The organism is Micromonospora sp. NPDC023888, assembly GCF_040639415.1.
GTDB lineage: Bacteria > Actinomycetota > Actinomycetes > Mycobacteriales > Micromonosporaceae > Micromonospora.
Map to the genome: position 1 here is coordinate 36665 of NZ_JBEZZW010000040.1, position 23803 is coordinate 60467.

Here is a 23803-nt window from a genome sequence, read left to right on the forward strand (position 1 = left end):
ATGGTCGACATCCTGCATCAGGTGGGCGTCGTCGCTCCGCTCGACGACGTCTACCGAGCGGTGGCAACCCCCGAGGGCGTTGCCGGCTGGTGGTCGGTCGACACGACCGGCAAGAGCGAGGTCGGCGGCCGGTTGGCCGTCCGGTTCGGCGACGACCCCGGGTTCGAGCTGGACATCCTTGAGCTGGACCCGGCCGGCCGGGTGCGGTGGCGGGTCACCGACGGCCCGACGGAATGGATCGGCACCGAGATCGGCTGGCGTCTGGACCAGCGCAGCGAGTTCACGATCGTCCAGTTCACGCACGAGGGCTGGCGCGAGCCGACCGAGCTGATGCACCAGTGCAGCACCAAGTGGGCGACGTTCCTGCTGAGCCTCAAAGCGCTTGTGGAGACCGGGCGCGGCCGGCCGGCACCCGACGACGTGCAGATCAGCGACGGGCACTGACCTCGGTGCCGGTCCGGTCGCCGGGGGTTCGCGCGCTCCGCCGCGGGATCGCGAACCCCCCGGCGACCAGGCCGAGGGCCACGATCGCCACGGCGCAGAGCAGCAGCGCCGGGCGGGCGCCCACGGCGCCCACGAGCGGCCCGCCCACCATGGTGCCCAGGGGCACCGCCAAAACGAGGATGGCGCCGTTCGCGGCGAGCACCGCCGGGAGCTGGTCGGTCGACGTGCTGCGCTGGAACAGCGCCATCGAGGTGGACATGTACGGCGCCCAGATCAGGCCGGCCAGGGCGAAGGCGGGCAACGACACGCCGAGCGGCGCGCCCAGACCCAGCGGCAGCATGGTGGTCCCGAACCCGACGACGATGCCGATGGTGGTGACCCGCAGCGGCCAGCGGCGCAGGTAACCGGCCACCACGCCGCCGACGAGACCGCCGACGCCGAAGGCGGTGTAGAAGATCCCGAGCAGCGTCGCGGAGGCGTGCAGGTCGTCGGTGACGTGGATCGGCATGGCCACGTACACCGGTCCGAAGAGGAAGAAGAACCCGAAGCTCAGCACCAGGAGGCCGAACAGGGCGGGGTTGCGACGGATGACCGCGAAGCCGGCGGTCCGCGCCGCGCCGTGCTCGGCCCGCGGTGCGCTGGCGACGGCGGGAAGGGCGAGGCGGTACGTGAGGGCCAGCGCGGCGAAGGTGGCTGCGTCGATGGCGATGACCCACACCGGTCCCACCCAACCGATCAGGATGCCCGCCAGTGGTGGCCCGACGATCGTGGCGAACCCGGCGATGGTGCCGAGCACCGCGTTGGCGGGCAGGTGGTGTCGCTGCGGCAGCAACTCGGCGATCAGGGTGAACCGCCCGGCCGAACCCCACGAGTGCAGCAGGGCCGACGCGGCAAGCAGGACCACGTACAGCCCGATGGTGAGCACACCGGCGAGGTGGGCCAACGGGATCGCCGCCAGCGCGCACGCCCGCAGGATCGCGTCCCACCCGGCCAGCCGGGCGCCGCCGCGCCCGCGCAGCAGCCGGCCGAAGACGACAGTCCCGACCGCGCTCGGCACGCTGTACGCGGCCATGGCCAGCGCGATCCAGGTGCCGTGCTGGCCCGGCGGGGCGAGTTCGATGGCGAGCCAGGTCACCGCGACGACAGCCATGCCGTCGCCCAACGCGGAGACGGCGAGCCCGGGTAGGACGCGCCGGAGCTGCGGGTGACTGACCACCGGCCAGTACGGCGAGGAGCGCGGGAATCGGGAGGCGTCCGGCATGCTGCCAGCTCACCCGGAGCGGGACCTGCGGATCAACACCTACTGCTACCAGCAGAATCAGCCGAGGGCGTAAGGCGCGCTGGAGATCGACTCGGGTTCCTTGACGTCGGGGTGGCCTCGTGCCATGACACCCCTACTTTCCGGAACCCGAGTCGATCAAACCGCTAGTGGAGGCGGTAGACGGAGATGTGCGACGGGCTGTCGGCCTGGAACGGTCGTCGGTGCCAGTCGGCGTACCGCTCGGTGAGCCGCAGCCCGGCCTGCTGCGCCATCTCGTCGATCTGGTGTGGCCAGGCGTACCGCATGGCGAACGGCTTCAGGTGCACACCGTCGGCGTCGAAGGTGATGGTCTGCCGGATGAACGACTGCGCCGGCCGGTCGTACCTGTGCAGCCGGATCGTCGCGGAGTCCTCGGTGACGCCCCAGACCTGCACCTGCTCATGGGCGTCGAAGTCACGCGGGTCGGGCACGAACGTCTCGATGACGAACGCCCCGCCCGGTGCCAGCACCCGGGCGACGTTGCGGAAACAGTCCGCCTGCCGCTCGGCGTCCACCAGGTTGAACAGTGTGTTGAAGACCAGGTACGCGAGCCGGAACTCACCGGTCACCGGTACGTCCGCCATGTCCGCGACGACCACCGGGATCCGGTCGCCGCCGGGCTTGGCCCGCAACTGCGCAAGCATCTCCTCGGACGCCTCGACACCGTGCACGTCGAAACCGCGCGCGGCCAGCGGCAGCGCGACCCGGCCGGTGCCGATCGCCAGTTCGAGAACCGGCCCACCGTCGGCCAGATCGGCCAGGAAGTCCACCGCTGGCATCGGGTCGGGGTTGCCTGGGTCGTCGTAGCCGGCGGCCCACAGCCGGCCGAAGAGGCCGGGATCGTCGAAGACCGACATCAGCGGCCTCCGGGGTTGGTCAGGGGGTCAGTGGCGCGCCTCCGCGCCCTGGTGGTCGGAGCAGAGCTGCTCACGAAGCCTCGATTCCTCAGGTCGGATGACGTTCGGTCGGAGGGACTTCGTCGTGACGGGCATGGTGGCTGCTCCCTTCGCGCGGCTGTGGACCGAGGAGACCAGAGACGGCAGCGGCCCGGCAAGGCATATATGCCGTGCCGGGCCGCTGCGGTGGGGCGGTCAGGAGATGTGGTGCAGGATCACGTTGTGCACGTGGTGGCTCTTCTGCGCGCCACGGAACTCCACCTCGTAGGTGTGCGTCCCCACGTGGATGGCGATCGCCCCGGTGGAGAAGAACGAACCACCCCAGGACTTGTTGCTGACCACACTCACGCTGGTGATCTTCGAGTACGGGATGCTGGTGATCGCGAACCGCTTCCCGACGAAGGAGCGGTCCTGGATGATCACGCGACGGTCCGTCAGCCCGATGAACCCGGTGCCGGTGCCGACCGCGTCGTAGACGGCGATGATCTGCTCACCGTCGAGGAGGCCACTCTCGATCTGCTGGACCTGCTCTTTGCGGTCGTACGCGATGTTCGCCATGTGTCCAAGGCTAGAAAACCGGTGCCAACGTGCCCAACGGGCGAGGACGGTGGTGCCGAGACCCGGTGTGTCTCAGCGGGGGTTCGCGTCGGTCGCGGCGCGGACGAACTCGCGTACCCGGCTGGTGGTGTTGCTGGGTAGCCAGACCGGCCCTCGTTCGATCGCCGGCGCGTCGTGGATGGGCACGTACGCCACGTCGGAACGTGGGTAGTAGCGCCGGGTGTGCTCGCCCACCGGCAGGACACCCCGGCCCAGCGCGACCAGGGACAGCATCTCGGAGAAGGTGTTCCCGGCGGGACCCTTCGGCACCGGCCGGCCGGCCGGGGTGCGCTCCGGGGTGCGGTCCCGCTTGAACTCCACCGAGGTCACTGTCGGGTACTGCACCACCGGGTGGTCGGCGAGCACCTCCAGCGACACCGATCGCTCCCGGGTGAGCGGGTGACCCGCCGCCACCGCCAGCACCCGATTTTCGGAGAGCAGCGCCGGGCCGGTGGACATCCCGTCGAACGGGTACGAGGCGATCAACACGTCAGTCGTGCCGTCGAGCAGCCCGGACCGGGTGTTCGACAACTGCGCCTCGTGCACCTCCACCCGGCAGTCGGGGTGTCGTTCGCCGAACAGGGCCACCGCCCGGAGCAGCACCGGCGCGGTCCACTCGCCGAGGAACGCCACCCGTAGCGTGCCGGTCACGCCCCGGGCGGCGTCGGTCGCGCGGCGGACGGCCTCGTCCATCCCGGCGACGAGCGGAGCCAGCTCGTCGGCGAGTTGCCGGCCGATCGGGGTGAGCCGGACGACCCGACTGGTGCGGGCGAACAGCGGTGCGCCGATCCGGCGTTCCAGCTTCTTCACGATGTGGCTGACCCGGCCGGTGCTGACGGTCAACCGCTCGGCGGTCCGGCCGAAGTGCAGTTCCTCCGCGAGGGTCAGGAAGGTCTCGACCTCGTACCGCTCCAGCACACCGTTCCCATCGTTGACCTGTGGGCAACGATCGTAGCGGCATCCGGTCTTGGTCGACGTCCCTCGTCCGGGGATCGTGAAACGCGGCAGGGAACACCTAGTGAAAGGCTCTGACGTGAGCATTGACGACTACCTGGACGGCCTGGCCGGCCCACTGCGCGAGATCGGCGAGAAGCTGACGCCGATCATCGCGGCGGCGCTGCCCGGGGCGACCGGCGCGATGTGGCACGGGCACCCGGTCTGGGGCCTGGGTGACCGGCCCGGCCAGCGCCCGGTCTGCCTCGTCAAGGCGTACAGGTCGTACGTCACCTTCGGGCTGTGGCGGGGGCAGGACATCGCCGACCCGTCCGGGCGGCTGACACCCGGTGCGCGGGCGATGGCGGCCGTGAAGTTGCGCGAGGTCGCCGACATCGATCCGGCCCTGTTCAGTGGCTGGCTGCGCGCCGCGGCGAACCTGGAGGAGGAGGCGTGAGCGCGGTGCGGGTGACCGGCTTCGACCACCTGGTGTTGACAGTCGCCGACGTGGAACGGTCCCTCGACTTCTACTGCGGCCAGCTCGGGCTGGCACCGGTACGGGTCGACGAGTGGCGCGCGGGCAGCGTCCCGTTCCCGTCGGTGCGGATCAGCCCCGGCAGCATCATCGACCTCGTCCGAGGTGAGCCGCAGGGCGCGAACGTGGACCACTTCTGCCTGGTGGTGGCACCACTCGACTGGGCGGAGGTGATCGAGTCGGGGGTCTTCACGGTGCTGACCGGGCCGGTCAGCCGGTTCGGCGCCCGCGGTTCGGCGACCTCGATCTACGTGCGGGACCCGGACGGCAACTCGGTGGAGCTGCGCTGGTACCCGCAGGACGCGGGGTCGGGTGACGCAGCGTCGGATCCGGAGGCGGTGGTCAGGACTCGGTGACGGCCCGGTACGCGTCCTCGATGCGGGCGGCCAACAGGACCTCACCCTCGGTCAACGGCTCGCCGTTGCCGTGCCCCACCCGGATCTGCGTGCTGTCGGGCAGGCGGCTGATCTCGGGGCGCAGGTGCAGCGCGTCGGCGACGACCTTGACCCTTTCGGTCAGGGCGGCGTGTTGGGTATCGTCGATCGCGAGCGTCCGCCGGATCTGCTCGCCCTCGCGCGTCCAACCAGCTAGCAAGGTCAACGCGTCGGAGAGGTAGTCCTGCTTGGCCCTGCTGTTGAACAGCACGCGCATCACCGCACCCCCCAAGCGCCGTTGTCGGCTCGTGGCCAAATCGTCGCCATCCCGTGTCTTGTCGGTGTCCTCTAGTCTGTCGCCGCTCGGAAGGGGTGTCCACGCCCACACTTCCGTGTTCTGTTGGCCTAGCGGACGGCTACGGTACCCAAACCGCCGATTGATCTGGCACCCTGGACGCCCGTGCGGACCGAACGGGCGAATGGCGGCGGGCAGACCGAACGACGGGACCTGAAGGTGATCGTCGGTGCGGCGATCATCCGGGACGGGCGGGTGCTGGCCTGTGCGCGTGCCGCCCCGCCCGAGGTGGCCGGAATGTGGGAGTTTCCCGGCGGGAAGGTCGAGCCGGGGGAGGGCGAGACCGACGCGCTGGTCCGGGAGTGCGCCGAGGAGCTGGCCGTACGCGTCGAGGTCGGCGATCGGGTCGGCCGCAACGTACGGATGGCGCACGGCCGTTCGGTGCTCAAGGTGTACGCCGCCCGCCTGCTCCACGGCGACGAGCCCGAGGCGCTGGAACACGAGGCGCTGCGCTGGCTCGCGGCCGACGAACTGGACTCGGTCACCTGGCTCCCCGCCGACGCCCCCATCGTGGCCGCCCTCCGCCCCCTCCTGGCCCCAGCTCCCGGCTGATCATGAGGTTGACGGGTCGTTTCGGCCCCGAAGGGCTCGCCAACCTCATGATCAACGGCGGAATGGGGGCGGGGGCCGCGGCGATAGCCGCGGCCCCCGTCTTTGTTCGGGTGATCAGTGCTTGTCTTGGTCCGGGTGCGCGAAGTTGAGGTGCTCCGGAGGCAGCGGGAAGGTCACGTCGTCACCGAACGGCGACGGCGCGGCGGCCCGGTCGAACGTGAGCTCGGTCAGCGGCAGCTTGCCCCGGTCGTCCACCGCCGGAGCGGTCGGGTGAGGCACCTCCCGGTCCCAGTTCACGCCACTCTGCGCCTGCGCCTCGGCCCGCGGGTCGTGGGAACCACCCGCGTGCGAGTGCAACCCAGCCCGGGCCGAGCCCGGCGTCGTCGAGCCCTGACGGGCGGTGGTCACGCTGGTCTGGGGAGTCTCGCCCCGACGGAAGATCTTGCTACCAAGCCACACAAGGGGATCGTACCTGCGGTCGACGACCCGTTCCTTCATGGGGATGATCCCGTTGTCAGTGATCTTGATGTGCTCGGGGCAGACCTCGGTGCAGCACTTGGTGATGTTGCAGAAACCGAGGCCCTGTTCGGCCTGCGCGTACTCCTTGCGGTCCGTCCGGGTGTCCAGCGGGTGCATGTCCAGCTCGGCCGCCCGGATGAAGTACCGGGGGCCGGAGAACGCCTGCTTGTTCTCGTCGTGATCACGGATCACGTGGCAGACCGTCTGGCACAGGAAGCACTCGATGCACTTGCGGAACTCCTGCGAGCGCTCGACGTCGACCTGCTGCATCCGGTAGTCGCCCGGGGCCACGTCCGCCGGTGGGGCGAACGCCGGGGTCTCCCGGGCCTTCTCGTAGTTGAACGAGACGTCGGTGACCAAGTCCCGGATCACCGGGAAGGTCCGCAGCGGGGTGACCGTGACGGTCTCCTCGTCGCCGAAGGTCGACATCCGGGTCATGCAACCCAACCGCGGCTTGCCGTTGATCTCCATGGAGCAGGAGCCGCACTTGCCGGCCTTGCAGTTCCACCGGCAGGCCAGGTCCGGCGCGTCGGTGGCCTGGAGGCGGTGGATGACGTCGAGGACGACCTCGCCCTCGTTCACCTCCACCATGTAGTCCTGCAGGTCCCCGCCGGTCTCGTCGCCCCGCCAGATCCGGAACTGACGCTTCGCGCTCATCGGTTGTCCGCCTCTCCAGCGTCGGCGACGAGGGCGTCGAAGTCGGCCAGCTCCTCGTCGGTGAGGTACTTGGCCAGCTCCGCACGGTCGAAGAGGCCGATCAGCTCCGGCCGCATCTTCGGCAGCGGCTTACGGGTCAGCCGTACGCTGTCGCCGTCAAGCGAGCAGACCAGGTTGACCTGCCGCCACTTCGGCTCCATCGCCGGATAGTCCTCCCGGGTGTGCCCGCCGCGCGACTCCTGCCGCTCCAGCGCCGCCTTCGCGGTGCACTCCGAGACCACAAGCATGTTGCGCAGGTCCAGGGCGAGGTGCCAGCCCGGGTTGTAGCGCCGGCCGCCGAACGCGCTCACCTTGGCGACCCGCTCGCGCAGCTCGGCCAGCCGCACCAGCGCGTCGGCCAGCTCGCCCTCGCGGCGGATGATCCCGACCAGATCTCCCATGACCGCCTGGAGGTCCTGCTGGAGGGTGTACGGGCTCTCGCCGGTGTCCCGTTGGAGCGGAGCCAGAGCGGTCTCCACGGCCGCCTCGACCGCGCCCACCGCCACCTTCGGCCGGGCGGCCAGCCCGTCGGCGTAGCTGGCCGCGTGCCCGCCCGCCCGCTTGCCGAAGACCAGCAGGTCGGACAGGGAGTTGCCGCCCAGCCGGTTGGAGCCGTGCATACCGCCGGAGACCTCACCGGCGGCGAACAGTCCGCGTACGTGACCGAAGGCGGCACCCGAGTCCGGGTCCACCTCCACGCCGCCCATCACGTAGTGGCAGGTCGGCCCGACCTCCATCGGCTCGGCGGTGATGTCGACGTCGGCCAGCTCCTTGAACTGGTGGTACATCGACGGCAGCCGCCGGCGGATCTCGTCGGCCGAACGCCGGCTCGCGATGTCCAGGAAGACACCGCCGGCGGGGGAGCCCCGACCGGCCTTGACCTCACTGTTGATCGCGCGGGCCACCTCGTCGCGGGGCAGCAGCTCCGGCGGACGCCTGTTGTTGTCCGGGTCGGTGTACCAGCGGTCCGCCTCCTCCTCGGTCTCCGCGTACTGCTTGCGGAAGACGTCTGGGACGTAGTCGAACATGAACCGCTTGCCCTCGGAGTTCTTCAGGACGCCACCGTCACCACGCACCGACTCGGTGACCAGGATGCCCTTCACCGAGGGCGGCCAGACCATGCCGGTCGGGTGGAACTGGAGGAACTCCATGTTGATCAGCGTCGCCCCGGCGCGCAGCGCCAACGCGTGCCCGTCCCCGGTGTACTCCCAGGAGTTCGAGGTGACCTTGTAGGAGCGTCCGACACCACCGGTGGCGAGCACGACGGCCGGTGCCTCGAAGAGGATGAACTCGCCCGACTCGCGGTAGTACCCGAACGCGCCGGCGACCCGGTCACCGTCGAGCAGCAGCTCGGTGATCGTGGTCTCGGAGAACACCTTGATCCGGGCGTCGTACGAGCCGAACTCCCGCTGGTCCTCCTGCTGAAGCGAGACGATCTTCTGCTGGAGGGTGCGGATCAGCTCCAGGCCGGTCCGGTCGCCGACGTGCGCCAGGCGCGGGTACTCGTGGCCGCCGAAGTTGCGCTGCGAGATCTTGCCGTCCTTGGTGCGGTCGAAGAGCGCACCGTACGTCTCCAACTCCCAGATCCGCTGCGGCGACTCCTTCGCGTGCAGCTCGGCCATCCGGAAGTTGTTGAGGAACTTGCCGCCGCGCATGGTGTCGCGGAAGTGCACCTGCCAGTTGTCCCGGCTGTTCACGTTGCCCATGGCGGCTGCCGCGCCACCCTCGGCCATCACCGTGTGCGCCTTGCCGAACAGCGACTTCGAGATGATCGCGGTCTTCTTGCCGGCGAGCCGGGCCTCGATCGCCGCGCGCAGACCGGCGCCGCCGGCCCCGATGACGACGACGTCGTAGTGGTGTCGTTCGATGCGAGTGGTAGTGGTCATGTCAGGGGCCCTTTAGTTGATGAACCGCAGGTCGGAGAACCAGCCGGCCGCGAGCGCCATGATGTAGAAGTCGGCCAGCGCCAGGGTGCCGAGGGTGATCCAGGCAAGCTGCATGTGCCGGACGTTCAACGCCGAGACGACAGTCCAGGCCCTGTACCGCACCGGGTGCTTGGAGAAGTGCTTGAGCCGGCCGCCGATGATGTGCCGGCAGGAGTGGCAGGAGATCGTGTACGCCCAGAGCATCACCACGTTGAGCACCAGGATGATGTTGCCGAGCCCGAAGCCGAAGCCCTTCGGCGAGTGGAAGGCGAGGATCGCGTCCCAGGTGTTGATCAGCGAGATGATCGCGGCGGCGTAGAAGAAGTAGCGGTGCAGGTTCTGACCGAGCAGCGGGAAGCGGGTCTCACCGGCGTACTCCTTGTGGCCGTCCGGCACGGCGCAGGCCGGCGGCGACAGCCAGAACGACCGGTAGTAGGCCTTGCGGTAGTAGTAGCAGGTGAGCCGGAACAGCAGCAGGAACGGCAGGGTCAGCGCGGCGTCCGGGATGACCCACCAGCCGGGCAGGAACCGGCCGAAGTGCGAGGCGGCCTCGACGCACCGGTCGGTGACGCACGGGGAGTAGAACGGGGTCAGGTAGTGGTACGCGTCCACCCAGTAGTTGTCGTGTTGGAAGACCCGCACCGTCGCGTACGCGACCCAGGCGCTGAGCCCGATCACGGTGATCAGCGGAGCGAACCACCAGCGGTCGGTACGCAACGTCTTCGCCGCGATCGCGGCGCGCGCCCGCGCTCCCCGCGGCTTCGTTGCCGTTGAAGTCATTCGAGTCGTCTCCTCGACGGGCCCGTACGGGCGGGCTGATCTCTCTCCGGTCGGCAAGCGGACCGGCGAACCCGCACCCGCTGCCACGTCCTGCGCACACCAACGACCACGCCGGATCGACCGACGCAGCTAAGTGACACACGTTACGCCGATCTCTGCGAGCCGTCCGCGCAAGGGAGTGTCCCGTGTGTCTGGCCTGCGGAAATGCCTTGGTACGGCGGGCCGCCACGGGTCATCCGGAGGCGCCTCCGGTGAAGTGCCAGGACGCCAGTCGCAGCGAGGGGGCCGCCCACCACGCACCGTCCACCCGATCCGGTTGGCGCACCACCCGCGCGCCCAGCCCGAGCACCGCCCCGGGCCCGAGCGCCCGCGGGTACGACTCGGTGAACCGCAGGTCACGTACCGCCCGCACGACGGTGCCGTCCTCGATGAGCCAGACGCCGTTGCGGGTCAGCCCGGTGACGACGAGGCTCTTCGGGTCGAGCACCCGGGTGTACCAGAGGTCGGTGACCAGCAACCCCCGGCGGACGTCGGCGACAAGCGCCGCGGTGTCCGCGTCTACCACCGCGCCGGCCGCCCCACCGGTGGTGCTCCGGCCGGTCGCGCTGGCCGGGCCGGCCGTCGCGCCGGACAGCCGCAGGTTGCGGGCCATCGGCCCCCACGTGGCGCCACCCGCGACCGCGTGCCCGGTGGACTGCGCGCCCGCCGCGTCGGCCGTCCGCCGGTCGTGCGCCACCGCCCTGGTGGTGCCCGCCTCGATGAGGGTCAGCGCCCGCCGACCGGTGCCCTCCGCGTCGAACGGCAGCCCCGACGCGCCGAGCGGGTCGTCCACCAGGGTCACCGCCCGGTCGAACTGGGCCGTACCCGGCTCGGCGAACGACTGCCGCTCGGCGTACCGCTTGCCGTTGAAGCCGTACCAGGAGAGGTTCTGCAACAGGTCCGCCACGGCGGCCGGCTCGAACACCACCTCGTAGCGCCCCGGTGACAACTCGACCGGGTCGGCCGCCGCCTGAGCCTTCGCCGCCGCCTGCGCGCCCAACTCAGCGCCGTCGAGGTCGGAGAGTCGGTCGGCGTGGCGTCGGGCCACCCCGTCCGCGCCGTCGCGGCGCGCGATGCCGTCCATCGCCGCCTCGGCCGAGCGGCCGGACGCCGTGTGCCCGGCCGAGTTGGCGTACGCCGACGAGCGGTGCGCGGTGCGGCAGTAGCCGGCCGTGCTGAGGCCCCCGGCGGCGGCCACGAAAGCGGCGACCCGGTCGGCCCGCTGATCCGGCTCGGCGTACGCGGTCGCCTCGTCGACTGCCGGCGCGGCCGGCGCGGGCGCCGGCGGGGCCAGGCCCGGCCAGCCCGGGTCGGGCGGGCAGAGCCGCGCCGCGGCCAGGGTGCGCTCGACAAGCGCGCCCAGCCCGTCGGCGGTGACCACACTGCCGCTGCCGGCGGCGGTCCGCCCGTCGACGTGCACCCGCAGCCGGACCCCGACTGTCGACTCGGCGACGTTCTGGTGGATGGCCGAGTTGGCGAACCGGGTCAGCGCCAGGTCCGCCCGCGTCACCACCACCTCGGCCTGCGCGGCCGGCCCACCGAGGCGGCGGACCAGCTCGATGACCTGCCCAGCCAGCTCCGGCTCGGTCATGCCGACACCCCCACCCGGACGTTGCGGAAGCGGGCCGGCGCGGCCGGGTGACCGGTGTGCCCGATCTGGCCGGGCTGGCCCTTGCCGCAGTTGGGCGTGCCCCAGGAGACCGTCTCGCTGGACAGCATGTCCATCGAGCGCCAGAAGAGCGGGCCGATCCCGGTGTACGTGGGATTACGCAGCATCCGCCCCCGCCGACCTTTCTTGATCTCCCAGCCCACCTCGCAGCCGAACTGGAAGTTGAGCCGTTTGTCGTCGATCGACCAGGACCGGTTGAGGTCCATCAGCACCCCGTCGTCGGTCGCCGCGATGATCTCGTCCAGGGTGTGCGGGCCGGGCTCCAGACCGACGTTCGTCATCCGCACCATCGGCAGCCGCGCCCACCCGTCGGCCCGTACGCTGCCGCCGTAGTCGAGGCTGGCCATGGCGGCGGAGTCCCGGCCGGCGAGCACCCCCACCCAGCGACCGTCGCGCACCGCGTCCCGCTTGACCGCCGGGGAGCCCTCGTCGTCGAAACCGAAGCTGCCCAGCGCGCCGGGGATGGTCGGGTCGATGGTGATGTTCATCAGCTCGGAGCCGTAGCGCAGCGAACCGAGCTGCGCCAGGTCCAGCCAGGACGTGCCGGCGAAGGCGGCCTCCCAGCCGAGGATGCGGTCCAACTCGATGGCGTGCCCGACCGACTCGTGGATCTGCAGGGCCAACTGCTCGCCGCCGAGGATCAGATCCGTCTCGCCGGCCGGGCAGAGCGGCGCGGTGAGCAACGCCCGGGACTCCTCGGCGATCTGCGCGGCGTGCGCGGCCAGGTCCAGTGACTCGACCAGCTCCCAGCCGGTGGTCCCGTACTGCCCCCGGTAGCTAGGCCAGGACCGGCGCTGCGTCTCGCCGTCGCCGATCGAGGTGGCCGAGATGCCGCCGCCGCACTCGCGGATCCGCTGGTCGATCCGGTGACCCTCACTGGAGACGAACCACTTCGCGGTGTCCCAGATCTGGTACAGGCCCTCGGCCAGGTCCGCGCCGTGCTCGGCCATCGTGCGGGTCGCGCCGACCAGCAGGTCGCCCTTGTCCGACAGGGGCACCGCGAGCGGGTCGATGTCGCAACCGGACGCCCAGCTCGCGGTGACCGCCTGCGCCGGAACCAGGTCGACCGGCGGGCCGGGAACCCGCGCGCTCGCCATGGCGGTCCGCGTCGCGCGCCGGCCGGCGTCGCGGGCGGCGGCGTCAGAGAGATCGGGTACGGCGTGGAAGCCCCAACTCGCACCGACGAGAGCCCGGACACCGAGCCCGATGCTCTCGTCCTGGGTCAACTCCTCCACGTCGCCGTTGCGCGCGGTCATCGACTCGTAGCGGCGGTGCATCACCCGGGCGTCGGCGTACCGTGCGCCCGCGTCGAGGGCGGCCTGGACGGCGGCGGTGGCCGCGTCGAACTCGGTCATGGACCGACCCTAGGCCAGCCGCCCGACACCCGTCAGGGGAGCAGATCTTCCGGCCGGATGGTGGCCTTCCGGTCCCTCCGGGACGGTGTTCGTCGTCAAGATCCACGCAACATCGGGGATGTTGCTGTCTCTCTGCGTGTCGGAGGCAGCAACATCGGGGAAGTTGTGTAGATCTTGGCGCGGGGCGCGGTGCGGTCGTGGCATGAACGGGTGTGGATGGCGAGGTGACGGGGGTGCGGGGCCGATGCGGACTCGTTACGCTCGGGCCCGCTGACACGTGCCGGCTTTGTAGCTTATTTTCACCCTCAGGACTTTCCTGTAAGTTCTCTTCGTCACTGAGGGAGGTGGCCGTGGACAGCTCGGAACCGGTGCCGTCCGGGGAACCGGACGACCGCCCCACCGTGCCGGCCCAGCGCTCCGACCAGGACGCCTACCTGCGGGTACGTGACCTGCGGGTCCGGTTCGACACCGAGGACGGCGTGGTGCGCGCGGTCGACGGGGTGTCGTTCGCGGTCGAGCGGGGCCGCACCCTCGGCATCGTCGGCGAGTCCGGCTCCGGCAAGAGCGTCACCTCGCTGGCGATCCTCGGCCTGCACGATCCCAAACGGACCACCATCAGCGGGGAGATCTCCGTCGGCGGCCGGCAGGTGGTCGGCCTCGCCGACGAGGAGGTACGCCGGCTGCGCGGCCGGGACATGGCGATGATCTTCCAGGATCCACTGTCGGCGCTGCACCCCTACTACACGGTGGGCCGGCAGATCGCCGAGGCGTACCGGGTGCACCACCCGAAGGCCAACCGGCGCGAGGCCCGCCAACGGGCTGTCGACATGCTGGACCGGGTCGGCATCCCGCAGCCGGCGCGCCGCTTCGACCAGTACCCGCACGAGTTCTCGGGCGGTATGCGCCAACGGGCGATGATCGCGATGTCCCTGGTCAACGACCCGGCGCTGCTGATCGCCGACGAGCCGACCACCGCGCTGGACGTCACCGTGCAGGCGCAGATCCTGGACCTGCTCGCCGACCTCCAGGCCGAGTTCCACTCCGCGATCATCCTGATCACCCACGATCTCGGCGTGGTCGGTCAGGTCGCCGACGACGTGCTTGTCATGTACGGCGGGCGTGCCGTCGAGCGGGGCAGCGTCGAGCAGGTGCTCCGCTCGCCGCAGCATCCGTACACCTGGGGGTTGCTCTCCAGCGTGCCGTCGCTGCACGGCGACGCGGACGCGGACCTGGTGCCGATCCCCGGCAACCCTCCCAGCCTGATCAACCTGCCGTCCGGCTGCGCGTTCCACCCCCGCTGCCGGTACGCGGACCGGGTCGGCAGCCGGTCCCGCAGCGAGGTGCCGGAACTGCGGGCGGCCGGGGACGACGGCCACCTGGTCGCCTGCCACCTCGGTGCCGAGGAGCGCGCCACGTTCTACGCCGAGGACATCGCATCCGTGGGGGTGGCCCGATGACCGACGAACCACTGCTGCGGGTACGCGGGCTGACCAAGCACTTCCCGGTACGCCAGGGGCTGCGTGCCACCGGTCTGGTGCGGGCGGTGGACGGGCTCGACTTCGACGTGCGCCCCGGCGAGACGCTCGGCCTGGTGGGGGAGTCGGGTTGTGGCAAGACCACCACCGGCCGGATGCTGGTGCGGCTGTTGGAGCCGACGAGCGGCAGCATCGAGTTCGGTGGGCGGGACATCACGCACGCCGGCCGGCGGGAGTTGCGCCCGCTGCGCCAGGAATTCCAGATCATCTTCCAGGACCCGTACGCCTCGTTGAACCCCCGGCACACCGTCGGGCGGATCGTGGCGATGCCGTTGCAGGTAAACGGGATCAAGCCGCCGGGTGGGATCAAGGCCCGGGTACAGGAGTTGCTGGAGCTGGTCGGGTTGAACCCGGAGCACTACAACCGGTACCCGCACGAGTTCTCCGGCGGTCAACGTCAGCGCATCGGCATCGCCCGCGCGCTGGCGTTGCGGCCCAGGCTGATCGTCGCCGACGAGCCGGTGAGCGCGCTCGACGTCTCGATCCAGGCGCAGGTCGTCAACCTGCTGCGTGACCTGCAACGGGAGCTGGGCCTGGCGTTCGTGTTCATCGCGCACGACCTGGCCGTGGTGCGGCACTTCTGCCAGCGGGTCGCGGTCATGTACCTGGGCCGGATCGTGGAGATCGGCGACCGCGCCGACATCTACGAGCGCCCGCAGCATCCGTACACGCGGGCGTTGCTCTCGGCGATCCCGGACGTCACCCAGCTCGGGCCGGCGGGCCGGATCCGGCTGACCGGTGACGTGCCCACCCCGCTGGACCCGCCGTCGGGCTGTCGCTTCCGTACCCGGTGCTGGAAGGCGCAGGACATCTGCGCGAGCGAGGAGCCCGCGCTGGTGCCACGCGACGGCGGCAACCAGGCCACCGCGTGTCACTTCCCGGAGGTCGCGGGGTCGATCACCCAGGTCGTCGAGGAGGTGCCGTCGTGAGCCTGTCCCCGGTGGAGGGTGTGGCGCTGGCCGAGATCGAGTCCGGCACGGACGCGGGCGGGCCGGTGACGAAGGGTGTCGTCGGGCGGTCGCCCGGTCAGCTCGCCTGGCTGCGGCTGCGCCGGGACCGGACGGCCATGGTCAGCGGCGTGCTGCTTGTCTTCTTCATGCTCGTGGGGTTGGCGGCTCCGTTGATCGAGATGGCCTACGGCGTCGGTCCGCGGGAGCAGTTCCAGAACCTGCTGGACGGCTTCGGCATGCCGCTTGGCTACGCCGGCGGGGTCACCGGCGAGCACTGGTTCGGCCTGGAGCCGGGGCTGGGCCGGGACATCTTCATCCGGTTGATCTACGGGCTGCGGACGTCGCTGTTCATCGCGTTCGCCGCCGCGTTGATCACCGCGACGATCGGTATTGCGCTCGGCGCGCTCGCGGGCTACCTCGGCGGCTGGCTCGACGCGGTGATCAACTGGATCACCGACCTGACCCTGGCCATGCCGTTCCTGATCATCGCCTTGGCGCTCACCCCCACCATCACGCTGCGGTTCTACGGCGAGCGAGGGCAGGTGTCGTCGGCCTTCGGGATCGGCGTGCTGATCGCCGTGTTCGCCATCTTCGGATGGACCAGCACGGCTCGGCTGGTCCGCGGGCAGGTGATCGCGCTGCGGGAGCGGGAGTTCGTGGAGGCGGCCAAGGCCAGCGGGGCCGGGCTGGGGCACATCATCTTCCGGCAACTGCTGCCGAACATCTGGGCGCCGATCCTTGTCTCGTTCTCGCTCGCGGTGCCGCAGTTCATCACCAGCGAGGCGGCGTTGTCGTTCATCGGCGTCGGCCTCAGCGACGAGACGCCGAGCTTCGGCCGGATGATCTACGACAGTCTGGACTTTCTCCAGACCGACCCGGCGTACGTGTTCTTCCCGGGCATCATGATCTTCGCGCTGGTGTTCGCCTTCAACCTCTTCGGCGACGCGTTGCGGGACGCGCTCGACCCGAAGTCGTCCCGGTAGGGGTGGGCTCATGTCACGATTTCTGATCAAGCGGCTCTTCTCCGCGGTGCTCACCCTGTTCGCGGTGAGCGTGCTGACCTTCCTGATGTTCTTCGCCCTGCCGCGGGACCCGGTGACCGGCATGTGCCCGAAGAACTGCAACCCGGAGCGGCTGGAGCGGGTCCGCGACGACCTGGGCCTGAACGACCCGCTGGTCAGCCAGTACGCCGGTTACATGAAGGGCATCGTCACCGGCCGCGACCTGGGCAGCGCTCAGGGCGGCCGGTGTGACGCGCCCTGCCTGGGCTGGTCGTACGTCACGAACGAGGCCGTCTCGGACACCATCGGCCGGGTGCTGCCGGTGACGCTGAGCATCGTCATCCCGGCGGCCGTCCTCTGGCTGCTGCTCGGGGTGGGCCTCGGCATGGTCTCCGCGTTGCGCCGCGGCACCTGGCTCGACCGGGCGGCCATCGGCTTCTCGCTCACCGGAGCGTCGTTGCAGCTCTACTTCGTGGGCGCGGTGCTGCTCCTGGTCTTCGTCTACAACCTGCGGCTGCTGCCGGTGCCCAGTTACACCTCCATCTTCGACAACCCGGCGAAGTGGGCCAGCGGGTTGGTGCTCGCCTGGGTGGCGCTTGCCTTCCTCTTCTCGGCCATCTACGCCCGACTGTCCCGGGCGCAGATGTTGGAGACGCTCTCGGAGGACTTCGTCCGGACCGCGCGGGCCAAGGGCCTGGCCAAACCCAAGGTGTACGGGCGGCACGCGCTGCGCGCGGCAATCACCCCGGTGGTGACAATCGCCGGCCTGGACGTGGGCGGGGCGCTGGGCGGCACGGTGATCACCGAGACGACGTTCGGCATCCAGGGGTTGGGGCGTACGGCGGTGGACGCGGTGCGCTCGGGCGATCTGCCCACCATCATGGCTACGGTGCTGATCGCGGCCGTCTTCGTGGTGTTGGCGAACGTGCTCGTGGACCTGCTCTACGCGGCCATCGACCCCCGGGTCCGGCTGCGCTGACCCGGCCGCTGTCCAGCACGTGGCTGCTGGCGAAATTTATCGACAACTGTTACACAACTCGTAGGTTTTCTTCCTTACGATCCTCGGGACGTCGGCGGTTCTCGCCCCGGCGAAACCGCACGGCACATGGGTGAAGGAGGTACTTCATGAGACCACGCGTGGCGGCTGCCGCAGGCGGCGCGATCGCTCTGGTTGTGGCATTGGGTGCGTGCTCGAAGAACACGGGCGAGGGCACCACCGTGGACACCGAACGGCAGCAGACCGGGGTCATCGCGACCGACCCCAAGGACTCGCAGGGGCCGGCGGCCGAGGTGAGCGGCGCCGCGAAGGGCGGCACCTTCACCATCATCCGGGAGTCGCCGATCTCCCACCTGGACCCGCAGCGGACGTACTCGTTCGCCGGTCTGATGACCAACCCGCTCTTCGCCCGCTACCTGACCACCTGGAAGGACGACGGCAAGGGCGGCCTGGTCCTCGTCGGCGACCTGGCCGAGACGCCGGGCAAGAACGTCAACAACGACTGCAAGGTCTGGGAATTCACGATCAAGGACGGGGTGAAGTTCGAGGACGGCCGCCCGATCACCTCCAAGGAGATCGCGTACGGCATCGCCCGGTCCTTCGACCCGGACCTCTCCGGCGGCCCCACCTACATCCAGGAGTGGCTGGCCGACACCCCGCAGTTCGACACCAAGTGGGACTTCAAGAAGAACAAGACGTCGCTGCCGCCCGGCCTGAGCACGCCGGACGCGAAGACGCTGCGCTTCGAGTTCGCCAAGCCCCGCTGTGACCTGCCGTTCGCGGTCTCGCTGCCGACCACCGCGCCGCTGCCCGCCGACAAGGACACCGGCGTCAACCTGGACAAGCAGCCGTTCTCGTCCGGCCCGTACAAGGTCGCCAAGAACCAGGTCGGTGTGCAGATCACCCTGGACCGCAACCCCAACTGGGACCCGAAGACCGACCCGGTCCGGCACCAGTACCCGGACCAGTTCGTGTGGAGCTTCGGCCCGACCGCGGACGCCGCCAACAACCGGGTGATCGCCGACAACGGCGCCGACCAGAGCGCGCTCGCCTTCAACTTCGTGCCCGCCTCGCTCGTCGCCAAGGTGGCCGGGGACGCCGCGCTCAAGTCCCGGACGATCCTCTCGCCGACCCCGAGCGCCAACCAGCTCGTGATCAACAACCAGCGGGTCACCGACCTGAAGGTCCGCCAGGCACTCAACTACGCCATCGACCGCGAGGGCTTCATCAAGGCGATGGGCGGGCAGACCGTTGCCGCGCCGCTGACCACCCTGATGCCGCCGGCCACCATCGGCTACAAGTCGTACGAGGCGTACCCGGCGGGCGCCAACGGCGACGTGGCCAAGGCCAAGGAACTGCTCGGCGGAAAGACGCCGGAGCTGGTCCTCGGTGTCGCCGACAACTCGACCGAGCAGCAGCAGGGCGCACAGCTCAAGGCCAACCTGGAGCGCGCCGGCTTCAAGATCACGCTGCGGAACATCTCCGACGACGCGAAGCTCGACGAGATCAAGAAGAAGGACAACCCCTGGGACCTGTACATCGGTAACTGGGCGGCGGACTGGCCGAGCGGGGCGTCGATCCTGCCGGTGCTCTACGACGGCCGCTCCATCAAGGCCGAGGGCAACAGCAACCAGTCCTACTTCAACGACCCGACGATCAACGCCGAGATGGACCGCATCCAGGCGATGCCCGCCGCCGACCAGGGCCCGGAGTGGGCCAAGCTCGACGAGCGGATCATGAAGGAGCACGCCCCGGTGGTGCCGCTCTTCGTGGACGTGGCCTACAACGTGCACGGGTCCAAGGCCGGCGGGGTCTTCATCTCCAGCGTCTTCGGCTACGCGTCGTTCGTGAACGCGTACGTCAAGCCGTAGTCACACCGCAGGCAAGGGCCCCCTCCCGACAGCGTCGTCGGGAGGGGGCCCTTCTGCTTCTGCTGGTCCGCTCGCCGGAACCAGGGCGATAGGGTGGCGCGGTGTTCTCCGCCAGCGAGCGTGACGCGATCCGAGAGCGGTTGCTCGGCCTGGCCGAAGGAGACCCCGCCGTCGTCGGGGCCGCCATCACCGGATCCCACGCCGTCGACGGCGGCGACCGATGGTCGGACATCGACCTGGCCTTCGGCATCGACGGACCGCTGGATTCGGCGATGCGCCGCTGGACCGAACTGCTCTACCGCGACTTCGCCGCCGTTCACCACTGGGACCTGCCGTCCGGTCCGGCGGTGTATCGGGTGTTCCTGCTCCCCGACATGCTCGAAGTGGACATCGGGTTCACCCCGGCTGCGGAATTTGGGCCGCATGGCCCGAGCTGGCGTACCGTCTTCGGGCATCCCACGCAGGTGAAGGAAGACCCGGCTCCGAGTCGGCAGACCCTGGTCGGGTTGGGATGGCACCATGCCCTGCACGCGTGGACCTGCATCCAGCGGCACCGCTGGTGGCAGGCCGAGCAGTGGATAGGCGCCCTACGCGGCCAGATCCTCGCCCTGGCCTGCCTGCGCCTCGGTCACCCCACGAGCCATGCGAAAGGCGCCCACCTGCTGCCTGCAGAGGTGACCGCGCCGCTGAGCACCACACTGGTACGCGCGCTCGACGAAGCCGAACTCGCACGTGCCCTCACCGCGGCGACGGCGGCGCTGATCGCGGAACTCTCGCGCGCCGATGCGGCTCTTGCGGCGCGACTCGCCTCTGCCCTCCGCGAGCTGCGTGTCGACGGGCGTCCAGCCGGCTCCACCACTGGGTTCAGCTGACGCCTTGCGCTCGTTGGTAGTTCCGCTCACCCAACCAACCGGGTTCGCCATCCCGGGGACAGCTCGCGGACAGCGGCTACTTGTTCGTTGAACTGGAACCCTGGCTCGGTCAGGGTTCGTACGCCAAGCAGGGGCCGGCCGCACCGGGTCTGGGCGATCGAGGGCTGCCAAAGCATCGGCCGCCACATCGCCAACCGACTACTCGCCGACGGTGAACAGATCGTCGACGTCCCGCCGAAGTTGTCCACCAGGGCGCGGGTGTTCCCCACCGGCAGGTCAGGCCGGCAACACCTTTAGATCCACAGACCCGCACGAGAGTGAAAAGCCAGATCGTGCGGCGTGATTGTTTGGCTGCCAGTGCATCAGTCGATTGCATCTCTTGTTCTACCTCTTCCCGGGGCGGGTTTGTCGGTCTTCCGTCGTTGCAGATTCTGTCTACTGCGGGTATTTAGTTGGCCCTGGTCGCGGGACGGCTGTTCGCATGGTTATTGATTCTGGTGTCTGCCGATTTGGATGGTTGGGGTCGGATGATCGGGTGCTTGTCGGTTGGAGCGGCGTTCTAGGATTCGGTTCGGGACGCAACGTCGTTAGGGTTCAGTGGCTGAGCGATCTGGGTGAGGGGCGGTTGGCGTGACTGGTCTGGTCCTTGACGATTCGGGTTTCGAGGTCGTGGTCGGCGGGGAGCGGATCGGGTCGCGGCGGGCGTTGACCGAGGCCGATGGGGCGCAGTTGGCCGATCTTGGGGCGCGCTATGTGCGGGCGGTGCACTCCGGGGCATCTGACGAGGTTTTCGTGGGGCTGGGTCGGGAGCTGTGGTCCTGGTTGGATGGTGATCAGGGGCAGTTGACGGCGTTGCTGGACAAGGCCTCGGCGCCGGTGGTGTTCGAGGTTCGGGGGCCGAGGTCGCCGTCAGATCGGGCCTGGGCGGTTTTGCGGGCGCCGTTTGAGCTTTTGGCGCCTCCGGGCGGGAGCTTTTTGGCGGCGGACGCGTTGCTGCGGTTCTGTGTGGTGCGGCGTCTCGGCGTGCCCGGGATTTTTCCGGAGCCTGATTGGTTCCGGTTGGGTTTGGCTTTTATGGCGTCGTCGCCGCGCCGGCAGCACGAGCTGGACTTCGAGGCTGAGGAAGCGGCGATTCTGAAGGCTGTTGACGACACTCGGGTCGATCTGGTGGTGGAGGACACCGGCAACCCGGAGGAGTTGGGGCGACGCCTGGCGGATTTGGGTGGGATGCCGGTGGTGCACCTGTCCTGTCACGGGGTGAACAGGTGGCCGGTGCGGCCTGGTCTGCCGGGTGTGCCGGTGTTGATGATGGAGGACGAGGTCGGTGATGATCTGCCGACCACGGCGGCTGAACTGGTTAGGTTGATGACCACGGTGCCCCGGTTGTTGTTCGTGTCGGCCTGCCTGACTGCGACGGCGGCCGACGCGGGAGGGTATTTGCCGGCGGGCGGTGGGCGTCGTGGCAGGGCGGGATCCGGCGGCGATGGGGACGTCTTGGTGGCGCATTCCATGGCCACTGCGTTGGTGTCGGCCGGTGTTCCGGCGGTGCTCGGCTGGGACGGCTCTGTGGACGACCTGGCGGCGATCGTCTTCGCCGAGCAGTTGTACCAGCAGCTGAGTAGGCGGGCGGATCTTGCTCTCGCGGTCGGTGACGCTCGGCGCGTGCTGCTGAACTCCGTCGAGCCGCGGTTGCGTGCGGACTGGCATCTGGCGAGGCTGTGGTTGGGTCCGTTGGGTGGTGGACCGTTGGTGGCAGGGACCAGGAGACGATCGCGGGTGTCGGCGGTGCACGGCACCAAGGTCTTCCTTGACCGCAAGCATCATGTGCCGGTTGCCGCACCGGAAATGTTCGTTGGCCGCCGCCCCGAGCTGCAACAAGCTTTGCGAGCGCTGCGCTCACCGGACCGTGCGGGGGTACTGCTGCACGGGCAGGGGCGGCTCGGTAAGTCGAGTCTGGCGGCGCGGATCGCGGACCGATGCCCGCATCTGGTCCCAGCGGTGGTCTTCGGCGACTACAGCGCGGCCGCGATCCTTAACGTGGTCGATGAAGCGGTACGCGCCAACCAGGACGCCCGCGATCTGATCAAAAGGCGGCGGCCGGACGTCCGTGACCGGCCAGAGGCACTCGAAGAGCTGCTGATCGACCTGCTGAGCGGGCCGTGCGCGCAGTCCGGCGACGGTCAACGCCCGCTGCTGCTGATCATCGATGACCTCGAACAGATCCTGCGACCGGATTCCAACGGCCTGCATCGGGTCGATCCAGGGTTGGCGCCGATGCTGGCAGGTGTCCTGCGTTCCTTCAACCCCGACTACACCGACAGCCGGCTGATCATGACCAGCCGCTTCCAGTTCACCCTCGAGGGTCTGGAGGGCCGGCTGGAACAGGTGCCCCTGCGGCCGCTGTCATTGGTCGCCCAACGCAAGCTGCTGAATCGGCAACGAGCGCGGGTCAGCCCGCAGCGGCGGGACGAGCGGGCGGTGCTCGCCGAGCGGGCGGTGACGGTCAGCCGTGGTAATCCAGGCCTGCAGGACCTCATCGGGCTGCGCCTGGTCTACGGCGACCACGTGGACATCGACCGGGCCGAGGCCGCGATCGCGGGGATGGAGACATACCTGCGCCAGGGCGAGCCACCGTCAGAAGCAGAGGTACGCGACTTCCTGGAAAACCTGGCGCTCGACACGCTAATCGGCCAGGCTGGCCCGGCCCATTGCGCGTTACTGCGTGACCTCACGCTGTTCGACCTGCCGGTGCCGGAGCCCGTGGCGGATGCCTTGGCCCAGCGCACCGGGGGGTCAACCGCCCGGCTCCGCGGGCTGGGACTAGTCGACGTCTTTTCAGACGGCTACGACTCGCAACAGCCGGCGATAGCCGCAAACGCTCTGGCCGCCGGGCGCCTCGACCCGCTCGACGCCGCCGAAGTCACCGACCTCGCCGGCCTGATCACGGAGCCGCTGTTCTCCGCGTGGGGAGGCACCGCGGCGCAGAATCACCGCAACTTGGAGTTGGACCTGCAACTGACCCGGATCGCCCTGCACGCCGACAATGCGCAAGTCACCGCTACCTGCGCCGCCGACGCCGTGCAGGCGCTACGTTCCGGGCCAGCCGCCGACGCATTCCGGCTCGGTCAGGAGGCAATCGCTCTGCTCGACCGTCACCAGCACCCGGTACCCGTCCTGCTCATCCGGCGGGTCGCCGACGCCGCGACAACCAGCGGGGACGGTAACACTGCCGGTCAACTCTTCACCCGAGCCGTACAACAGGCGCAGGTCGATGACTCCCTGCAGACCATCGACCGCGCACGCGTCACGGCCGAACACGCGACCTACCTGATCGGCCGGGGTGAACTGCACCATGCCGAACAGCTTCTCCAGCAAGCCCGCCAACTGTTCACCGCCGCAGGATCCGAACGGGAAGCCGCCACCTGCCGAGGAACCCTCGCGGACATCCACTTCCAACGAGGTGACTACGACGAAGCCCTCCGCATCCGCCGCGAAGTTGAGCTTCCGGTCTACGACCGACTCGGTGACACCCGCTCGACTGCGATCACCTGGGGCAAGATCGCCGACATCCTCTATCAGCGTGGCGACTACGACGAAGCCCTCCGCAT

Annotated in this window: 21 protein-coding genes; 11 read left to right on the forward strand and 10 right to left on the reverse strand. The window is 69.5% G+C overall.

The window, feature by feature from the left end; all coding sequences use genetic code 11:
• Positions 1–444, forward strand: coding sequence for an SRPBCC domain-containing protein (locus tag AB0F61_RS28060; protein WP_357815480.1), 444 nt, complete (start codon positions 1–3; stop codon positions 442–444).
• Here AB0F61_RS28060 and AB0F61_RS28065 read toward each other — a convergent pair.
• From AB0F61_RS28065 to AB0F61_RS28080, 4 genes are all read right to left on the reverse strand, one after another.
• Positions 428–1705 (reverse strand): MFS transporter, encoded by a 1278-nt coding sequence (locus tag AB0F61_RS28065; protein WP_357815482.1) that lies wholly within the window; start codon positions 1703–1705, stop codon positions 428–430. The genes AB0F61_RS28060 and AB0F61_RS28065 overlap by 17 nt on opposite strands.
• Before the next feature lie 164 nt (positions 1706–1869).
• Complete coding sequence (locus tag AB0F61_RS28070; RefSeq protein ID WP_357815485.1) at positions 1870–2601, reverse strand: methyltransferase domain-containing protein; 732 nt, start codon at positions 2599–2601, stop codon at positions 1870–1872.
• 234 nt (positions 2602–2835) lie between these two features.
• Positions 2836–3198, reverse strand: a complete 363-nt coding sequence (locus tag AB0F61_RS28075; protein WP_203147864.1) for a PH domain-containing protein — start codon at positions 3196–3198, stop codon at positions 2836–2838.
• Between the two features lie 72 nt (positions 3199–3270).
• Positions 3271–4155: a LysR family transcriptional regulator gene (locus AB0F61_RS28080; RefSeq protein WP_357815489.1), complete on the reverse strand. Its 885-nt coding sequence runs from the start codon at positions 4153–4155 to the stop codon at positions 3271–3273.
• A gap of 115 nt (positions 4156–4270) precedes the next feature.
• On the opposite strand from AB0F61_RS28080, the gene AB0F61_RS28085 reads away from it, so the two are divergent.
• Together AB0F61_RS28085 and AB0F61_RS28090 are read left to right on the forward strand one after the other, a co-directional pair.
• The gene (locus AB0F61_RS28085) at positions 4271–4627 is read left to right on the forward strand and encodes a DUF1801 domain-containing protein (protein WP_357815491.1); all 357 of its coding nucleotides are present in this window, start codon (positions 4271–4273) and stop codon (positions 4625–4627) included.
• Positions 4624–5061, forward strand: coding sequence for a VOC family protein (locus AB0F61_RS28090; RefSeq protein WP_357815494.1), 438 nt, complete (start codon positions 4624–4626; stop codon positions 5059–5061). The genes AB0F61_RS28085 and AB0F61_RS28090 overlap by 4 nt, the downstream gene beginning before the upstream one ends.
• Here the strand turns inward: AB0F61_RS28090 and AB0F61_RS28095 are convergent.
• Complete coding sequence (locus AB0F61_RS28095) at positions 5048–5356, reverse strand: 4a-hydroxytetrahydrobiopterin dehydratase (protein WP_357815497.1); 309 nt, start codon at positions 5354–5356, stop codon at positions 5048–5050. The two genes, AB0F61_RS28090 and AB0F61_RS28095, sit on opposite strands and share 14 nt — an antisense overlap.
• Positions 5357–5539: 183 nt before the next feature.
• Here AB0F61_RS28095 and AB0F61_RS28100 point away from each other — a divergent pair, with 183 nt between their 5' ends.
• On the forward strand, positions 5540–5986 hold the full coding sequence (locus AB0F61_RS28100) for a (deoxy)nucleoside triphosphate pyrophosphohydrolase (RefSeq protein WP_357815500.1): 447 nt from the start codon (positions 5540–5542) through the stop codon (positions 5984–5986).
• A gap of 114 nt (positions 5987–6100) precedes the next feature.
• On the opposite strand, the gene AB0F61_RS28105 is transcribed toward AB0F61_RS28100, so the two are convergent.
• From AB0F61_RS28105 to AB0F61_RS28125, 5 genes are all read right to left on the reverse strand, one after another.
• The gene (locus AB0F61_RS28105; protein WP_357815503.1) at positions 6101–7162 is read right to left on the reverse strand and encodes a succinate dehydrogenase/fumarate reductase iron-sulfur subunit; all 1062 of its coding nucleotides are present in this window, start codon (positions 7160–7162) and stop codon (positions 6101–6103) included.
• A complete protein-coding gene (locus tag AB0F61_RS28110; RefSeq protein ID WP_357815506.1) occupies positions 7159–9087 on the reverse strand; it encodes a fumarate reductase/succinate dehydrogenase flavoprotein subunit in 1929 nt (642 codons plus the stop codon). Before AB0F61_RS28110 ends, AB0F61_RS28105 begins: the two co-directional genes overlap by 4 nt.
• Positions 9088–9099: 12 nt before the next feature.
• Positions 9100–9906: a hypothetical protein gene (locus tag AB0F61_RS28115; protein ID WP_357815509.1), complete on the reverse strand. Its 807-nt coding sequence runs from the start codon at positions 9904–9906 to the stop codon at positions 9100–9102.
• Between the two features lie 232 nt (positions 9907–10138).
• Complete coding sequence (locus tag AB0F61_RS28120; protein ID WP_357815512.1) at positions 10139–11536, reverse strand: metallopeptidase TldD-related protein; 1398 nt, start codon at positions 11534–11536, stop codon at positions 10139–10141.
• A complete protein-coding gene (locus AB0F61_RS28125; protein ID WP_357815515.1) occupies positions 11533–12969 on the reverse strand; it encodes a TldD/PmbA family protein in 1437 nt (478 codons plus the stop codon). Before AB0F61_RS28125 ends, AB0F61_RS28120 begins: the two co-directional genes overlap by 4 nt.
• A gap of 401 nt (positions 12970–13370) precedes the next feature.
• On the opposite strand from AB0F61_RS28125, the gene AB0F61_RS28130 reads away from it, so the two are divergent.
• The 7 genes from AB0F61_RS28130 to AB0F61_RS28160 all read left to right on the forward strand — a co-directional run.
• The gene (locus AB0F61_RS28130) at positions 13371–14426 is read left to right on the forward strand and encodes an ABC transporter ATP-binding protein (protein ID WP_357815548.1); all 1056 of its coding nucleotides are present in this window, start codon (positions 13371–13373) and stop codon (positions 14424–14426) included.
• On the forward strand, positions 14423–15433 hold the full coding sequence (locus AB0F61_RS28135) for a dipeptide ABC transporter ATP-binding protein (protein ID WP_357815518.1): 1011 nt from the start codon (positions 14423–14425) through the stop codon (positions 15431–15433). The genes AB0F61_RS28130 and AB0F61_RS28135 overlap by 4 nt, the downstream gene beginning before the upstream one ends.
• A complete protein-coding gene (locus AB0F61_RS28140) occupies positions 15430–16437 on the forward strand; it encodes an ABC transporter permease (RefSeq protein WP_357815521.1) in 1008 nt (335 codons plus the stop codon). The genes AB0F61_RS28135 and AB0F61_RS28140 overlap by 4 nt, the downstream gene beginning before the upstream one ends.
• A gap of 10 nt (positions 16438–16447) precedes the next feature.
• Entirely contained in the window at positions 16448–17434 is a 987-nt protein-coding gene (locus AB0F61_RS28145) for an ABC transporter permease (RefSeq protein WP_357815524.1), read from the forward strand.
• 146 nt (positions 17435–17580) lie between these two features.
• The gene (locus AB0F61_RS28150; protein ID WP_357815528.1) at positions 17581–19323 is read left to right on the forward strand and encodes an ABC transporter substrate-binding protein; all 1743 of its coding nucleotides are present in this window, start codon (positions 17581–17583) and stop codon (positions 19321–19323) included.
• Between the two features lie 140 nt (positions 19324–19463).
• On the forward strand, positions 19464–20195 hold the full coding sequence (locus AB0F61_RS28155; protein WP_357815531.1) for a hypothetical protein: 732 nt from the start codon (positions 19464–19466) through the stop codon (positions 20193–20195).
• Between the two features lie 630 nt (positions 20196–20825).
• Positions 20826–23803, forward strand: a 2978-nt coding sequence (locus AB0F61_RS28160; RefSeq protein WP_357815534.1) for a CHAT domain-containing protein, incomplete at its 3' end; no start/stop codon positions are given.

Coding starts and splice junctions, on each gene's coding strand:
- AB0F61_RS28070 (WP_357815485.1), bottom strand. CDS start 2,601: ATGTCGGTCTTCGACGATCCCGGCCTCTTCGGCCGGCTGTGGGCCGCC.
- AB0F61_RS28145 (WP_357815524.1), top strand. CDS start 16,448: ATGTCACGATTTCTGATCAAGCGGCTCTTCTCCGCGGTGCTCACCCTG.
- AB0F61_RS28150 (WP_357815528.1), top strand. CDS start 17,581: ATGAGACCACGCGTGGCGGCTGCCGCAGGCGGCGCGATCGCTCTGGTT.
- AB0F61_RS28125 (WP_357815515.1), bottom strand. CDS start 12,969: ATGACCGAGTTCGACGCGGCCACCGCCGCCGTCCAGGCCGCCCTCGAC.
- AB0F61_RS28105 (WP_357815503.1), bottom strand. CDS start 7,162: ATGAGCGCGAAGCGTCAGTTCCGGATCTGGCGGGGCGACGAGACCGGC.
- AB0F61_RS28115 (WP_357815509.1), bottom strand. CDS start 9,906: ATGACTTCAACGGCAACGAAGCCGCGGGGAGCGCGGGCGCGCGCCGCG.
- AB0F61_RS28110 (WP_357815506.1), bottom strand. CDS start 9,087: ATGACCACTACCACTCGCATCGAACGACACCACTACGACGTCGTCGTC.
- AB0F61_RS28095 (WP_357815497.1), bottom strand. CDS start 5,356: ATGCGCGTGCTGTTCAACAGCAGGGCCAAGCAGGACTACCTCTCCGAC.
- AB0F61_RS28120 (WP_357815512.1), bottom strand. CDS start 11,536: ATGACCGAGCCGGAGCTGGCTGGGCAGGTCATCGAGCTGGTCCGCCGC.
- AB0F61_RS28060 (WP_357815480.1), top strand. CDS start 1: ATGGTCGACATCCTGCATCAGGTGGGCGTCGTCGCTCCGCTCGACGAC.
- AB0F61_RS28135 (WP_357815518.1), top strand. CDS start 14,423: ATGACCGACGAACCACTGCTGCGGGTACGCGGGCTGACCAAGCACTTC.
- AB0F61_RS28075 (WP_203147864.1), bottom strand. CDS start 3,198: ATGGCGAACATCGCGTACGACCGCAAAGAGCAGGTCCAGCAGATCGAG.
- AB0F61_RS28065 (WP_357815482.1), bottom strand. CDS start 1,705: ATGCCGGACGCCTCCCGATTCCCGCGCTCCTCGCCGTACTGGCCGGTG.